Raw genomic sequence first — 14,836 nt, forward strand, 5'->3', positions numbered from 1 at the left:
GGTGCCCGAGTCACTAAGCTAGACAAGCGTCATACAACTTCTGAAGGAGACTCAGTCATGAGCACATCCGTGGTCCTCCCCGCTCTCGGTGAGAGCGTCACAGAGGGTACGGTCACCCGCTGGCTCAAGCAGGTGGGAGACACCGTCCAGGCGGACGAGGGCCTGCTCGAGATCTCGACCGACAAGGTCGACACCGAGATCCCCTCCCCGGTCACCGGCGTGATCGAGGAGATCCTCGTCGCCGAGGACGAGACCGTCGAGGTCGGTGCCCTGCTCGCTCGCATCGGCGACGGCAGCGCCGCAGCCCCGGCGGGCGACGCGCCCGCTGCGGCCGCCCCCGAAGCGGAGGCCGCCCCTGCCGAGGCCCCTGCCGCGACCGAGACTCCTGCTGAAGCGCCGGCTCCGGCCGAGGCTCCTGCGGCCGAGACTCCCGCTCCCGCCGCCGAGGCTGCGCCGTCCGGTGACGCCACCGACATCGTGCTTCCCGAGCTCGGCGAGAGCGTCACCGAGGGAACGGTCACCCGCTGGCTCAAGCAGGTCGGTGACTCGGTCGAGGTCGACGAGGCTCTTCTGGAGATCTCGACGGACAAGGTCGACACGGAGATCCCCTCGCCCGTCGCCGGCGTGCTCCAGGAGATCGTCGCGGCCGAGGACGAGACCATCGCGGTCGGCGCCGTCCTGGCCCGCGTCGGTTCCGGCGCTTCCCAGCCTGCCGCCACCGAGGCACCTGCCGCGCCGCAGGCCGCGCCCGAGGCGCCCGCCACCCCGGCACCCGCTGAGGCTCCGGCCGCACCGCAGGCGGCTCCCGCCCAGCCCCAGGCTCCGGCCGCGGCCCCTGCACCTGCTGCCCCTGCTCCGGCGCAGGCCGCACCGGCTCCCGCAGCGACCGAGGCTCCCGCTCCGAAGCTCTCGCTGCCGACGGAGAACGACAACCTCTACGTCACCCCGCTGGTGCGCCGTCTGGCCGCACAGCAGGGCGTGGATCTCGCTTCCGTGACGGGTACCGGTGTCGGCGGGCGCATCCGCAAGGAGGATGTGCTCAAGGCTGCCGAGTCCGCATCGCAGGCTCCGGCCGCCACGAATGCGGCTCCGGCTCCCGCACCGCTCGAGGTCTCCCCGCTGCGGGGTACGACCCAGCCGATGTCGCGTCTGCGCAAGGTGCTCGCCAAGCGCGCGGTCGAGTCCATGCAGCAGACGGCGCAGCTCACCACGGTTGTGGAGGTCGACGTCACCGCGCTGGCGGAGTACCGCGACAGCGTCAAGGGCTCGTTCCTCGAGAAGACCGGCGACAAGCTCTCGTTCCTGCCGTTCTTCGCGCTGGCCGCCGCCGAGGCGCTGCAGGCCTTCCCGATCGTGAACGCGACGGTCGACGGTGAGCAGATCGTCTACCCGGCCACCGAGAACGTCTCGATCGCGGTCGACACCGAGCGCGGGCTGCTCACTCCGGTGCTGCGCGACGCCGCGTCGAAGAACATCGCTCAGATCGCTCACGAGATCGCCGACCTCGCGGCCCGCACGCGCGACAACAAGCTGAAGCCGGACGAGCTGGCCGGCGGGACCTTCACGCTGACCAACACCGGTTCCCGCGGTGCGCTGTTCGACACGCCCGTCGTGTTCCTTCCGCAGTCCGCCATCCTCGGCACCGGCACGGTCGTCAAGCGTCCGGGTCTCGTCAGGGTCGGCGGAACCGACGCGATCGCGGTCCGTTCGTATGTGTACCTCGCTCTGTCGTACGATCACCGCATCATCGACGGTGCCGACGCGGCGCGCTTCCTCGGTGCGGTGAAGGCGCGCCTCGAAGCGGCGCAGTTCGCCCCGCAGCTGGGCGCCTGACCGAACGATCATTCTGGCTGGTCCGCGACGTCGTACACGTCGCGGACCAGCCATTTGTCGTCCTGCCGCACGAGTACGACCATCGCGGTGGGACTCGCGGCGTCCGCCTCCGCCGGCCGAGCGACGCGGGTGACCGCGACGTCGCCGTACTCGTCGACCAGCTCGACCGTGAGCTCACCGCTGAGCGCGCGCACGGCGTCGACGGTTCCTGCGGAACCGGGCGCGATCGCGGCGACGCACTCCGTGACCCCGGCGGAGTGACAGGCCTCAGCGGCGGAGACGAGCGTCGGGACGGCGGCGGCGGGGTCGCCCGCCTCCGCGACGCGCGGCGTGGGGGCAGCAGACGCGTGCTCGGGTCCTGTCGTCGATGACCCGCCTTTCGCCCGACCATCCCCGGTCGACGTCGGCGTCGGCGCTGTCCCCGCCGCGGTGGAGGCACCTCGGGCGTCGCTCCCGCCGTCGCCGCTCGGCCACATCAGCCCGCCCACGAGCACGACGGCCGCACCCGCTGCCGCGATCAACAGCAGTCGGCGACGCGGTGCGCGGGGAGCCGCGGCCCGATCCCGCCCCTTACCGCTCGTCGCCCGCCGCACGCGGACGGCCTCCCTGGCGTCGGCGATCCGCGACGCGATGTTCTCCCGCAACATCCGCACGGCGCTGCGGACTCTCGCCCGGGTGGTCCGTGGGGTACGGACCGCGGACCTCCGCGTCGCGAGGCTCCTCCGGGTCGGGGCGACCCCGCCCGCAGCGGGCTCGACGACGCGGGAGAGGTCGCGCGCCCGCACCGGCTTCGTCGTCTGATGCTCCAGGGGACGTGGGGACACGAGGGCGAGAAGCTCGCACTCCCACTCGTCGAGAAGCCGCCGCGGGACCCGGGGGTGCTCCAGTCGTTCGCGCAGTCCATCCCCCACCCGGTCGAGAACACGCCTCAGCGCTCGATCGGTCTCGCCGTCCCTGAGCGTCTCGACGATCGACGCCGCTGCGGACCGGATCCCGCTCCCCTCACCGATGACGAACAGGGGTCGCCCGCCGTCGGTGAGCCACCACGTACCCTCGACGCCGCTGCCCACGCGCGCCAGTTCACCGATGCCGCGCAGCAGACTCACCGCCACCGTGCACACCTCACCCTGACGCAACCGCTGCCCCGAGGCGGACCGTCGGTCGATGAACGCCTGCAACCGATCGGTGCACCAGGGCAGCAGCACATCGTGGCCGTCCGCACGTCGGACGATGTCCAGCGGTCCGGCGACGTGCTGTGCGCCCGCGAAGTGCCAGCCCGCCCATCCCGCGAGCTCCTCGCTCGGACACCGCACCGCCACGCCGTCGCCGCTGGTGACGAGCGCCCCCGCGAAGGGGGTGTCCGGCGACGACAGCATCCGCAGCGTGCGGTGCGCTCGTGCCAGCAGGGGCGGTGGGGCCGTCTCGATCGTCTGGGCGTCGGTCATGCGCCCATCTCACCCGAGGGACCGTGCGCCCGGAGCCATCCACGGCGTGAGCGGAAAGGCCCGCCGGCTGCGGCTGGCTGTGCAGAGCGAGTCCTCGTGCTGCTCCGCTCCGCGCGAACGACGACATCGTCAGGGTCTGGGACTCGGTAGGCTGGATGTCATGGCAAAGCGTGCTCCCGAACCCGAGAAGCGTCCTGGGTTCTTCTCCCAGATCAAGTCCCTCTTCCGGTTCACGCGCGAGGCCTACCCGTGGCTCCCCTGGGCGCAGGCCGGCATCCTCGTCGGCGGCATCCTGCTCGGCCTCGTCGCCGGCTACCTCATCCCGCCGTTCCAGGTGTGGACCCTCGTGCTCTGGGGCATCACCGGCCTCATGCTGGGCGTGCTCGGCGCGCTGTTCCTCATGACGCGACTGTCGACGTCGGCGATGTACACCAAGATCGACGGCATGCCCGGCGCGACCGGTCACGTGCTGAGCACCAGTCTCGGGCGTCGCTGGCAGGCATCGGAGACCCCGGTGGGGATCAACCCGAAGACCCAGGAGGCCGTGTACCGCACGATCGGTCGCGGCGGCATCGTGGTGGTCGGCGAAGGTGCCCGCGGCCGCCTCACGCGCCTGGTCAACGAGGAGCGGAGCAAGGCGCAGCGCGTCGCGCACGGTGTCCCCGTGACCGTGCTCTACGTCGGGCACGGCGAGGACGAGGTGCCCATCGCCGACCTCGCCAAGACCATCAAGAAGCTTCCCAAGGCCATCGACAAGGCCACCATGGCCGCGGTGATCCGTCGCGTCGACTCCGTGTCGCAGTCGCTCTCGTCGCTGCCGATCCCGAAGGGCATCGACCCCACCAAGGTGCGCCCGCAGCGTCCGCGCTGACCCGCACACCGCACGATCGACGCGCGGCCGTCCTCCTCGGAGGGCGGCCGCGCGTCGTCACTCCGACAGCGGCTGCTTCGGCAGGCGCCGCACCTTCGCCCGGCGACGACGACGCTCCGGGATCATCGAGCGCATCTCTTCGAGCTTGCCGAAGCAGAACAACCGGTCGTCCGCCTCCAGCACGACGTGCTTGCGCGGGTTCGGGATCACGCTCACCCCGCGGTGCAGCGTGAGCACGGTGATGTCACGCTCCCACAGTCCGGCTTCACCCAGGGTCTTCCCCACCAGGTCGGCGGCGCCGTGCACCATCAGTTCCGCCACGCCGTACCCCGTCGACACCGTCAGGCGCTGTCGCACGTCGATCTCGGGGAACGCCACCTGCCCGGCGATGTAGTCGATGATGGCGCCGGCGACGTCGAGCTTCGTGGCCGTCTCGATGCCCTGCAGTCCCGGCGAGGAGTTCACCTCCATGACGAGCGGTCCCTCGTCGCCCTCGAGCATGTCCACTCCCGCCACCCGCAGCCCCATGATCTGCGCCGAACGGACGGCCGCCCGCTCGTACACCGGGTCGAGCTCGATCGCCTCCACCGATCCGCCGCGGTGCACGTTCGAGCGGAATTCGTCGCCGGCCGCCGACCGCCGCATCGCCGCGACGACGCGGTCGCCCACGACCAGCGCACGGATGTCGCGCCCACGACTCTCGGAGATGAACTTCTGGATGAGCACGTTCTGCTTCGTGGAGTGCAGGGTCTCGATGATCGCCTCGGCGACCTTGACCTGTGGGGCGAGGATCACGCCGATCCCCTGCGTGCCCTCGAGCAGCTTGATCACGACCGGGGCACCGCCGACGCGCTCGATCGCCGGGCGCACATCGGCGCGGTTGCGCACGAAAGCGGTGGGCGGCATCGCGATGTTGTGCCGGGAGAGGATCTGGTTGGCGCGGAGCTTGTCGCGCGCGCTCGAGATGCCGTTGGCGGTGTTCGGGGTGTACACGTCCATCTGCTCGAACTGGCGGACCACCGCCGTACCGAAGTAGGTGATCGAGTTCCCGATGCGCGGCAGGATCGCGTCGTAGTCGCTCAGCTGGCGTCCCCGGTAGTGCAGGTCGGGTTCATCGGAGGTGAGGTCGATCGCGAAGCGAAGGGTGTTCAGCACCTTGACGTTGTGCCCCCGCTGCAGCGCGGCGGCCCGGAGGCGCTGGGTGGAGTACGCCTGCGGCGCACGGGACAGCACTGCGATCTTCACGGGGGATTTCCTGCCAGGATGTATCAGGTGAGTAGGTCTACCCATTCAAACACCCTCACGGGGTGGCGAGAGTGGGTCAGCCTGCCCGATCTCGGCGTCGACTGGATCAAGGCGAAGATCGACACCGGCGCGCGCACCTCATCGCTGCACGCGTTCGACGTGCACGAGTTCGAGCGTGAGGGCGAGGCGTGGGTCCGCTTCCGGGTGAACCCGTGGCAGGACAGCCAGGACGACGCGGTCGTCGTCGAGTGCCCTGTGCACGATCGCCGCGCCGTGCGCAGCTCGTCCGGGCACGCGCAGGAGCGTCTGGTGGTGCAACTGATCATCCGCCTGGTCGACCGCGAGGTGCTGGCCGAGGTCACCCTCAGCAACCGGGACGAGATGGGGTTCCGCATGCTCATCGGTCGCGAGGCCCTGCGTCACGGCTACGTCGTGGACCCCGCGCGCTCGTTCCTCGGTGGAAGGGCACCGCGCGAGGCACGCCGCCGCAACCGGGGACGCGTCTGAGGCAAGCGGGCGACCCGACGCTGCTCAGGCGCGGATGAGGACGGTGCCGACCGCCTTGTCGTGCAGACCGCGCTGATCCGCATCCCAGACGACCGCCGGGATCACGACGAGCAGCAGCAGCGTGCGAACGACCGGCCGCCACAGCCCGATCCAGGCGCCGTCGAGACGCACCAGGCGCATGCCGAGGATGCGGTGACCCGGGCTACCCCCCGCGGTGGGGATGAACAGGATCTGCAGGACCGCGAACACCAGCAGCGGGGCGAACTGCGTCAGACCCGCCTCGGACGGCAGCGCGAACTGGTCGAACCCGAGGAAGCCGGTGGCGATGATCGTGGCGGCCGCGTAGTCGATCACGAGAGCGCCGATGCGTCGTCCGGGACGGGCGATGCTTCCCGTTCCCGACTCCGGGAGTCCGAGTCGTTCACCGGGGTACCTGTTCACCGCATCCGTCACCACACCAGCCTACCGAGCCCTCGGAACCGCGCCTTCCGCCCTCACGCTGTAACACGCTCGAAACAAAGCGGATACCGTGGAGAAATCCCCCGTCCGTACTGTGCAGAGTGGCCCCGAAGCCATCGATCCGCATCACAGGAGTCGTTACATGTTCAAAGATTCGTCCGAGGTACTGGCCTACATCAAGGAGAACGACGTCAAATTCCTTGACATCCGGTTCACCGATCTCCCTGGCGTGCAGCAGCACTTCAACATCCCTGCGGCGACGGTCGACGAGGCCTTCTTCACGGACGGGCAGCTGTTCGACGGCTCCTCGATCCGCGGCTTCGCGAGCATCCACGAGTCGGACATGCAGCTCATCCCCGACGTGACGACGGCCTACATGGACCCGTTCCGCGAGGCGAGCACCCTCGTGATGATCTTCGACATCTACAACCCGCGCACCGGCGAGATCTACTCGAAGGACCCGCGTCAGGTCGCCAAGAAGGCCGAGAAGTACCTCGCGTCGACCGGTATCGCCGACACCGCGTACTTCGCGCCCGAGGCCGAGTTCTACATCTTCGACGACGTGCGCTACTCCGTCACGGCGGGCGAGAGCTTCTACAAGGTCGACTCCGAGGAGGCCGCGTGGAACACCGGTCGCGAGGAGGAGGGCGGCAACCTCGCCAACAAGACCCCGTACAAGGGCGGCTACTTCCCCGTGAGCCCGGTCGACAAGACGGCCGACCTGCGCGACGACATCACGCTCAAGCTGATCGAGGCCGGCTTCATCCTCGAGCGCTCGCACCACGAGGTCGGCACGGCGGGCCAGCAGGAGATCAACTACCGCTTCGACACGATGGTGCACTCGGCGGACGACATCCTGAAGTTCAAGTACATCGTGAAGAACACGGCCGAGGAGTGGGGCAAGGTCGCCACCTTCATGCCCAAGCCGCTCTACGGTGACAACGGCTCCGGCATGCACACGCACCAGTCGCTGTGGAACGACGGCAAGCCGCTGTTCTACGACGAGGCCGGCTACGGCCAGCTCAGCGACATCGCCCGCTGGTACATCGGCGGCATCCTGGCGCACGCTCCCGCGCTGCTCGCCTTCACGAACCCGACGCTGAACAGCTACCACCGTCTGGTGAAGGGCTTCGAGGCTCCGGTCAACCTGGTGTACTCGGCCGGCAACCGCTCCGCCGCGATCCGTATCCCGATCACGGGCTCCAACCCGAAGGCCAAGCGCATCGAGTTCCGCGCTCCCGACGCCTCCGGCAACCCGTACCTCGCCTTCGCGGCGCAGCTCATGGCAGGTCTCGACGGCATCAAGAACCGCATCGAGCCGCACGAGCCGGTCGACAAGGACCTCTACGAGCTTCCGCCCGAGGAGGCCAAGAACATCCCGCAGGTGCCGAACTCGCTGCTCGACTCGCTCGAGGCACTCCGCAACGACCACCAGTTCCTCCTCGAGGGCGGCGTGTTCACCGAGGAGCTCATCGAGACCTGGATCTCCTACAAGTACGAGAACGAGATCCTGCCGATCGCGCAGCGTCCGCACCCGTTCGAGTACGAGCTGTACTTCGGGGTCTGACCCGCACCGCGAAGCGCCCGCCGGGATTCCTGGCGGGCGCTTCCGCGTGTCCGGGGGTCATTCCACACACCCTCTTGCAGGTCCCTGCCCCGGAGTCAAGCCCGAAGACGGGAATCGTGCAGGGCCCTAGCGTGAGAGAGTCGCCGGGCTACCCGACCCGGCGACGGGGAGGCGGCACCATGTGGACGCAGGAGGCGACGCCGACCGAGGCTCTGCTCGACAGCCGATACCGGCTGGGCGATGCCGTGGGCGTCGGCGGCATGGCGACCGTGTACCGCGCCGAGGACATCGTGCTGGAGCGCACGGTCGCGGTCAAGATCTTCCGCACCTCGGACGATGCCGTGACCTCGACGGACCGCGCGCACTCCGAGAAGGCGCTGCTCGCCTCCCTCAATCACCCCAACCTGGTCACGCTCCTCGACGCCCGCCTCGACCCCGGCCGGGCGATGTACCTGGTGATGGAGTTCGTTCCCGGCCCCACGCTCAGCAGCCGCCTCTCCCGCTCCGCCGTGACCCCCCAGGAGGTCGCGACGATCGGTGCCGACGTCGCCTCCGCCCTCCATGCCGCTCACGCGGCGGGCATCGTGCACCGTGACGTCAAGCCCTCCAACGTTCTCCTCACCCCGCCGACGTCGGGCAGCGACCGGTGGACGGCGAAGCTCGCGGATTTCGGGATCGCGTGCATGATCGACACGTCGCGGGTCACCGCGCCGGGCATCGTCCTCGGCACCCTCACGTACATGGCGCCCGAGCAGCTGCGCAACGGCGAGGTACGGCCGTCGGTCGACATCTACGCGCTGGGCCTTGTGCTCCTGGAGGCACTGACCGGCACGCCCGGCTTCGCGCCCACCCTGAGCGTCGAGACCGCCCTCGCCCGCCTGCACCTGGCGCCGGACGTTCCCGCGTCGCTCGGACAGGACTGGGGGCGGCTGCTCACCGCGATGACGAGCATCGACCCGGCCGAACGGCCGCACGCTGCCGAGGTCGCGGTCGAGCTGCGGCGGTTGAGCGAAGCACTCGCGGAGGCCGACGAGCGCGCCACCGCTCCCCTTCCCGCCGTCGTCGCGCCCGCCGCCACGCGCGTCCTGCCCGTTCCCGGCATCCCCTCGCCCGCCGCATCTTCGGCGCCCGTGGCCCCGCTGGTCATCCCTCCCGTGCCGTCGCTCCCCGCCCCCGCGGCTCCGGTTCGGCCGCTCACCCGTGCCCAGGCCCGGCGGCGGCTCGCCGCCGGTGCGGTCGCTGCACCGCGCCGGACACCGCGGCGACGCGACAGTCTGCTCTTCGCCGCCGTCGTCGCCATCGGAGCCGTCACCACGGTCGCGGTGTCGCTGTCGGGCCAGGCCCCACAGGCCGTGGCGAGCTCCGGCGCCGTCCTCAGCGGGATCTCCTCCGTCGAGTCGCCCACGGCCGCCGAGACGGCCCCGCCCACCGTCGTCGAGGTGCCCGCGGCCGTCGCTCCCGCCCCCGCCGAGTCCCTCACCGTCGAGTCCGTCGGCGACGAGCACTCGACCGACCATGCCGACGACAACCCGGCTGCACAGCAGGACAACGGCAAGGGCAAAGGCAAAGGAGCGAAAGGCAACGGCGAGGGCACGAGGGGCGGAAAGCCGGGTTCCGCGGACCAGGGTTCGCCGACCACGGACGATCGAGCCGCGGTCGAGACGCCCGGCAAGGGCGATAAGGGCACAGGCTCGCAGGGCAAGGGCTCGGACGACTAGGCCCGGCGTCCAGCCGCACGCCCTCGGGTGTCGCTGAGCGCGCCGGGCCCCGGTGTGGAGCAAGATCGAGTGCGAGCACGCACAGTTGGAGGGGACATGCGCCGCAGGAGAATCATCGCGACCGACGAGGCGCAGACCGTATCGGCCCAGCGCCGCTCCCCCACCTCGGTGGTCGCAGGGGCGAGAGCGAACCCGTTCATGTTCGGGCTGCTCGGAGCCCTGGGCGTCCTGGTCGCTCTCGCGATCGGCGGCATCGTCAATCAGCTCGCGACCGTACTGGTCTACATCGGCGTCGCGATCTTCCTCGCGCTCGGACTCGACCCCATCGTCACCAGCATCGAGCGCAAGCTCCCCCGTCCCGCCGCCGTCGCGATCGTCGTCGCCGGCGTCGTCCTCGCGTTCGCCGGGATCATCCTCGCCATCGTCCCGATCCTCGTCGAACAGATCACCAACCTGATCAAAGACGGTCCGAAGATGATCGAGGACTTCATGAAGACGGACTGGTACAAGGACATGAGCGCCCAGTTCGGCTCGACCATCACCGATGCCGTCAACGGCGTGCTCGGCTTCGTGCAGGACCCCGACAACTTCTTCGACATCGGCGGCGGTGTCTTCGCGGTCGGCGCCGGGATCGCCGGAGGCATCACCGGCGTCACCATCGTCCTGATCCTGACGCTGTACTTCATGGCGTCGCTGCGCAGCATGAAGCGCGTCGCCGCTCGCTTCGTGCCCGCCTACCAGCGCGACACGTTCAGCGAACTCCTGGAGGACGTCTCGAGCGCGGTCGGTCGCTACGTGATCGGTCAGGCGAGCCTCGCCCTGACCAACGGCGTGCTCAGCCTGATCTTCCTCAGCATCATCGGCGCACCGGTGCCGGCGCTGCTGGCCCTCATCGCCTTCATCGGCTCGATGATCCCGCTCGTCGGAACCCTGTCGGCATCGATCATCATCTCGCTGATCTGCCTGTTCGAGTCGCCCACGACCGCGCTCATCGCGATCATCTACTACCTCGTGTACATGCAGATCGAGGCATACGTGCTATCGCCCCGCATCATGAGCCGCGCGGTCGCCGTTCCGGGGGCTCTCGTGGTGATCGCGGCCGTCGCGGGTGGTGCGCTCGGCGGGATCCTCGGCGCGCTGGTGGCCATCCCGATCGCGGCGAGCATCATCATCATCGTGCAGAAGGTGGTGTTCCCGACACAGGACCGGAAGAAGACACCACCGGCCGTGACGGTCGCGTGATCAGCGGACGGTGACGGCGCCCGCCTGCACGCGCACCGCGAACGACGAGATCTCCCCGACCTCCTCGCCGTCGATCTCGAACATCTGCGGAGCCGCAAGGCGCACCTCGATGCGCTCGGCGGAGACGTGCGTGGTGGAGTCCGTGCTCACCGCCTGATCGACACTCCCGAGAATCCGTCGGATGCCGTTGTCCCACACCACGGAGCGGACGGTGTCGAGCCACTGGAGCGGTCCGTCGGCGCTGATCAGCAGCATGTCGAGGAGCCCGTCGTCGACGAGGGCGTCGGGCAGCAGCCGGATACCGCCCTGCAACATGCCGCAGTTTCCGATCAGGAGGGTGTGCCCACGCAGCTCCTGCGGCTCACCGTCGTCCAGCTGCAGCGTGATGTCGGTCATCTCCGTGCCGGCGAGTGCCCGGCCCATCGCCTCGACGTACGCGAGCCATCCCGCGCGGTCCTTGAGGTCGTCATTGGTCTCCACCAGCATCTGGGCATCGACGCCGAAGCCCACCATGACCGAGAACGCGTGCTCCTCCCCGTCGATCTCGACCCATCCGAGGTCGATGTTCCGCGGCTCGCTGTCGCGGACGTGCTCCAGCGCGGGAAGGACGCCCTCCAGGGGGATGCCGAGGTTGCGGGCCAGGAGGTTGCCGGTGCCCTGCGGCACGATGCCGAGGGCGACCCCGGTCTCCGCGAGGGCCTCCGCGACCGCTCGGATGGTCCCGTCTCCGCCCACCGCGATGACCGGGTCGCAGCCCTCCGCGACCGCCTCCGCCGCCATGCCACGGCCCGCGTCCTCCGGGGTGGTCTCCCACCAGCGGATGTCCGCGTCATCGCCGAACGCGAGCCGGACGGCCTCCTCGAGAACCGCCCTGTCCGACTTCGTGGGGTTCCAGATCACTGCCAGAGGAGAAGACGTCATGCGCTCAGCCTGGGCGACCGGAGCCGTTCCCGCAACTCGGTTGACAGTCACCCGTAGAACAGGTGCTCGAAGGTCCGCCGAGCCCGGCGCGTGACACCCAGGTAGTCCTCCTCGAGCTGCGTGGCCGCGCGGTTCGGGTAGCCCAGCAGCCGCGCCAGCGCGTCGAGCTGCCGGCGGTCGGCCGGGAGCACGTCGCTGGTCTGTCCGGTGAGCAGGGTGATGGCCGACCGGAGCCGGCTCGACAGCAGCCAGGCGGCCCGCAGACGCTCCGCGTCCTCCTCCTCCACGAGCCCGGCAGCGACCGCCGCGTCCAGCGCCCGCAGTGTCGAGGTGGTGCGGAGTCCCGGCACCTGCGCCGCATGCTGCAGCTGCAGCAGCTGCACGAGCCACTCCACGTCGCTCAGGGTTCCCGGTCCGAGCTTGAGGTGCCGCCGCGGATCCGTGCCCTGCGGCAGCCGCTCCCCCTCGACCCGCGCCTTGATGCGCTTGATCTCCCTCAGCCCCTGGAGGTCGACCGTGTCGGGGTAGCGGATCGAATCGGCGAGCTCCGTGAACCGCGCGATCAGCTTGACGCTCCCCGCGACGCCCTGCGCGCGCAGCAGCGCCTGCGCCTCCCACGACAGCGACCAGCGACGGTAGTACGCCGTGTACGCGTCGAACGAGCGCACCAGCGGACCGTTGCGCCCCTCCGGACGCAGTCCGGCGTCGAGCTCCAGCGGCAGCCGGTGGTCGGTGAGGTGCTCGCGCAGACCCGCCACGATCTTCGTGGCGAGCCTCTCGGCGCGCTGCGGATCCACGCCGTTCGCGTCGTACACGTACAGCACGTCCGCGTCGGAGCCGAACCCGAGCTCGCCACCGCCGAACCGGCCCATCGCGATCACGGCGAAGTCGAGCGCCGCGTCCTCCGGCGGCACGACCTCACGCATCACCGCGCGCAGCCCGGCCTGGATCGTCGCGGCGGTGATGTCGGTGAGGGCCGTCGCCACCTCCTCGATCGTGAGCACATCGAGCACCGCGCCCATGGCCGTGCGCAGCAGCTCGCGCCGCCGCAGGGCCCTGACCGCCCGCAGCGCGTCCGCGACCGTCTCGTGCCGCGTCTGGATCGCCCGCGCCTCCTCGTCCAGCGCCTCCGCGCCACGTGGTCGCAGGCGCTCCGTGCTGTCGAGCCAGGCCACGGACTCCGGGATCCACTCGAGCAGCTCCCCGATGTAGCGCGACGACGACAGCAGCCGCGTGAGACTCTCGGCCGCGCCGGAGGAATCCCGCAGCATCCGCAGGAACCACGAGGTGTCGCCCAGCCGCTCGCTGATGCGACGGAACGCCAGGAGCGCGTAGTCCGGGTCGCTGCCGTCGGCGAACCAGCGCACCATGATCGGCATCAGGTGCCGCTGGATCGTGGCCTTGCGGCTCAACCCTCGCGTCAGGGCACCGATGTGGCGCAGCGCCCCGGCCGGGTCGCGGAACCCGATCGCCGCGAGCCGGTCGTGCGCCTGCTCCAGCGACAGCGTGCGCTCCTCCTCCGGCAGACCGGCGACCGCGCTCAGCAGCGGGCGGTAGAACAGGCGCGTGTGGATCTCGCGCACCTCGCGGCGCACGGCCTCCCAGCGCGCCCAGATGGCGTCGCCGCTGTCGGCCAGTCCGGTCGCGCGGGCGAGGAACCGTCGTCCGGCCGGCGTGCGGGGCATCAGGTGCGTGCGGGAGAGCTCGCGCAACTGCAACCGGTGCTCCATGAGCCGCAGCACGCGGTAGTCGGCGGCGAAGGTCGCCGCATCCGCCCGGCCGATGTACCCGCCGTCGACGAGGGCGTCGAGGCTCTCCAGCGTGCCGCGGGTGCGCAGCGTCTCGTCGGTCAGCCCGTGCACGAGCTGCAGGAGCTGCACCGTGAACTCGATGTCGCGCAGACCGCCCGCGCCGAGCTTGAGCTGGTACGGCGCGTCCTCCGGATCGATGTGCTCCATGACCCGTTCGCGCATGCGCTGCACGTTCTCGACGAACTCCTCGCGCGCGGCGCTCGACCACACGAGGGGCTGCACGGCCGCGATGTACTCCGCGCCCAGCACGGGGTCTCCCGCGAGCGGCCGTGCCTTCAGCAGCGCCTGGAACTCCCACCCCTTCGCCCAGCGGTCGTAGTAGGCGGCGTGCGAGGCGAGCGAGCGCACCAGCGCCCCCTGCTTGCCCTCGGGCCGCAGCGCCGCATCGACCTCCCACAGGGGCGGCTCGACCTCGATCGCGCTGAGGGCACGCATCGTCTCGCGCGCCAGTCGCGTCGCGATGTCGATGGCCCGCGCCTCCGACACGACCGCGTCATCGGCGGTTCCCGCGACGAAGATGACGTCGACGTCGCTGACGTAGTTCAGCTCCCGCGCGCCGGCCTTGCCCATGCCGATGATCGCGAGCCGGGTCGCGGCGAGCTCGTCGTGGCCGGTGCTCGCGCGCAGCCGCGCCCGCGCTACCGCCAGCGCCGCCTCCAGCGCCGCACCGGCGAGGTCGGCCAGCGCCGCGGCGACCGCGGGCACCGCGTCCTCCGGGCGCTCGTGCGCGAGGTCGAACGCGGCGATCGCGGCGAGCTCACGCCGATACGCCACGCGCACCGCCACGACCGCGTCGTCGTCGCCCGCCGCCGCGACACCGTCGCTGGCGTCCACGGCGGCGAGGAGGCGGCTGCGCAGCGCGTCGGCCGATGGCAGCGCTGACACGGGCTCGCTGAGCACGGAGAGCTGTGCGGGGTGGCGCAGGAAGAACTCGGCGAGCCCGGTCGAGGCGCCGAACACCCGCCACACCGTGCGGCGCGTCTCCGCATCGTCGACGAGCGGCCGCACCGCCTCCGGGTCACGGCGCGCCACCCGGAGCAGTCCGCGCACCGCCGCATCCGGGTCTGCGGCGCCCATGCCGTCGAGCAGCCCCGCACGGGGTCGGTCCAGCAACGACTCCAGCTCTGCCAGCGACGCGGCGGCCTCGGACAGCTCGGAGAAACCGATCCGTGCGAGCGCGGAGAGCGAGACGGAGGCGTCGGGTCGGGCCATGCCGC

The 14,836-nt window shown here is 70.5% G+C and carries 11 protein-coding genes; 6 read left to right on the forward strand and 5 right to left on the reverse strand.

Annotated features, from left to right (window positions below; genetic code table 11):
* The first annotated feature begins 57 nt into the window (after positions 1–57).
* On the forward strand, positions 58–1,833 hold the full coding sequence (gene sucB, locus ACFWCH_RS14820; RefSeq protein ID WP_378803734.1) for a 2-oxoglutarate dehydrogenase, E2 component, dihydrolipoamide succinyltransferase: 1,776 nt from the start codon (positions 58–60) through the stop codon (positions 1,831–1,833).
* Between the two features lie 8 nt (positions 1,834–1,841).
* Here the strand turns inward: sucB and ACFWCH_RS14825 are convergent, their stop codons facing one another.
* The gene (locus tag ACFWCH_RS14825) at positions 1,842–3,278 is read right to left on the reverse strand and encodes a hypothetical protein (protein WP_378803735.1); all 1,437 of its coding nucleotides are present in this window, start codon (positions 3,276–3,278) and stop codon (positions 1,842–1,844) included.
* A gap of 160 nt (positions 3,279–3,438) precedes the next feature.
* On the opposite strand from ACFWCH_RS14825, the gene ACFWCH_RS14830 reads away from it, so the two are divergent.
* Positions 3,439–4,149 carry a DUF4191 domain-containing protein gene (locus ACFWCH_RS14830; RefSeq protein ID WP_136030306.1) on the forward strand — a complete coding sequence of 237 codons (711 nt, stop codon included), beginning with the start codon at positions 3,439–3,441 and terminating at the stop codon, positions 4,147–4,149.
* A 57-nt stretch (positions 4,150–4,206) separates the two neighbouring features.
* On the opposite strand, the gene ACFWCH_RS14835 is transcribed toward ACFWCH_RS14830, so the two are convergent.
* Positions 4,207–5,394: a RimK family alpha-L-glutamate ligase gene (locus ACFWCH_RS14835; protein ID WP_136030304.1), complete on the reverse strand. Its 1,188-nt coding sequence runs from the start codon at positions 5,392–5,394 to the stop codon at positions 4,207–4,209.
* An 18-nt stretch (positions 5,395–5,412) separates the two neighbouring features.
* Here ACFWCH_RS14835 and ACFWCH_RS14840 point away from each other — a divergent pair, with 18 nt between their 5' ends.
* On the forward strand, positions 5,413–5,901 hold the full coding sequence (locus ACFWCH_RS14840) for an ATP-dependent zinc protease (RefSeq protein ID WP_136036632.1): 489 nt from the start codon (positions 5,413–5,415) through the stop codon (positions 5,899–5,901).
* A gap of 24 nt (positions 5,902–5,925) precedes the next feature.
* On the opposite strand, the gene ACFWCH_RS14845 is transcribed toward ACFWCH_RS14840, so the two are convergent.
* Positions 5,926–6,354: an RDD family protein gene (locus ACFWCH_RS14845; protein ID WP_372490597.1), complete on the reverse strand. Its 429-nt coding sequence runs from the start codon at positions 6,352–6,354 to the stop codon at positions 5,926–5,928.
* A gap of 148 nt (positions 6,355–6,502) precedes the next feature.
* On the opposite strand from ACFWCH_RS14845, the gene glnA reads away from it, so the two are divergent.
* From glnA to ACFWCH_RS14860, 3 genes are all read left to right on the forward strand, one after another.
* Positions 6,503–7,927, forward strand: a complete 1,425-nt coding sequence (gene glnA, locus ACFWCH_RS14850) for a type I glutamate--ammonia ligase (protein ID WP_136030300.1) — start codon at positions 6,503–6,505, stop codon at positions 7,925–7,927.
* Between the two features lie 179 nt (positions 7,928–8,106).
* Complete coding sequence (locus ACFWCH_RS14855; protein WP_378803736.1) at positions 8,107–9,645, forward strand: protein kinase; 1,539 nt, start codon at positions 8,107–8,109, stop codon at positions 9,643–9,645.
* A gap of 96 nt (positions 9,646–9,741) precedes the next feature.
* Complete coding sequence (locus ACFWCH_RS14860; RefSeq protein WP_136030295.1) at positions 9,742–10,887, forward strand: AI-2E family transporter; 1,146 nt, start codon at positions 9,742–9,744, stop codon at positions 10,885–10,887.
* Here the strand turns inward: ACFWCH_RS14860 and ACFWCH_RS14865 are convergent, their stop codons facing one another.
* Positions 10,888–11,808 (reverse strand): diacylglycerol kinase family protein, encoded by a 921-nt coding sequence (locus ACFWCH_RS14865; RefSeq protein ID WP_136036954.1) that lies wholly within the window; start codon positions 11,806–11,808, stop codon positions 10,888–10,890.
* A 47-nt stretch (positions 11,809–11,855) separates the two neighbouring features.
* Positions 11,856–14,831 carry a bifunctional [glutamine synthetase] adenylyltransferase/[glutamine synthetase]-adenylyl-L-tyrosine phosphorylase gene (locus ACFWCH_RS14870; RefSeq protein ID WP_378803737.1) on the reverse strand — a complete coding sequence of 992 codons (2,976 nt, stop codon included), beginning with the start codon at positions 14,829–14,831 and terminating at the stop codon, positions 11,856–11,858.
* Positions 14,832–14,836 lie beyond the last annotated feature (5 nt).

This window comes from Microbacterium sp. NPDC060132, from assembly GCF_042729675.1.
GTDB classification, from domain to species: Bacteria; Actinomycetota; Actinomycetes; order Actinomycetales; family Microbacteriaceae; genus Microbacterium; species Microbacterium sufflavum.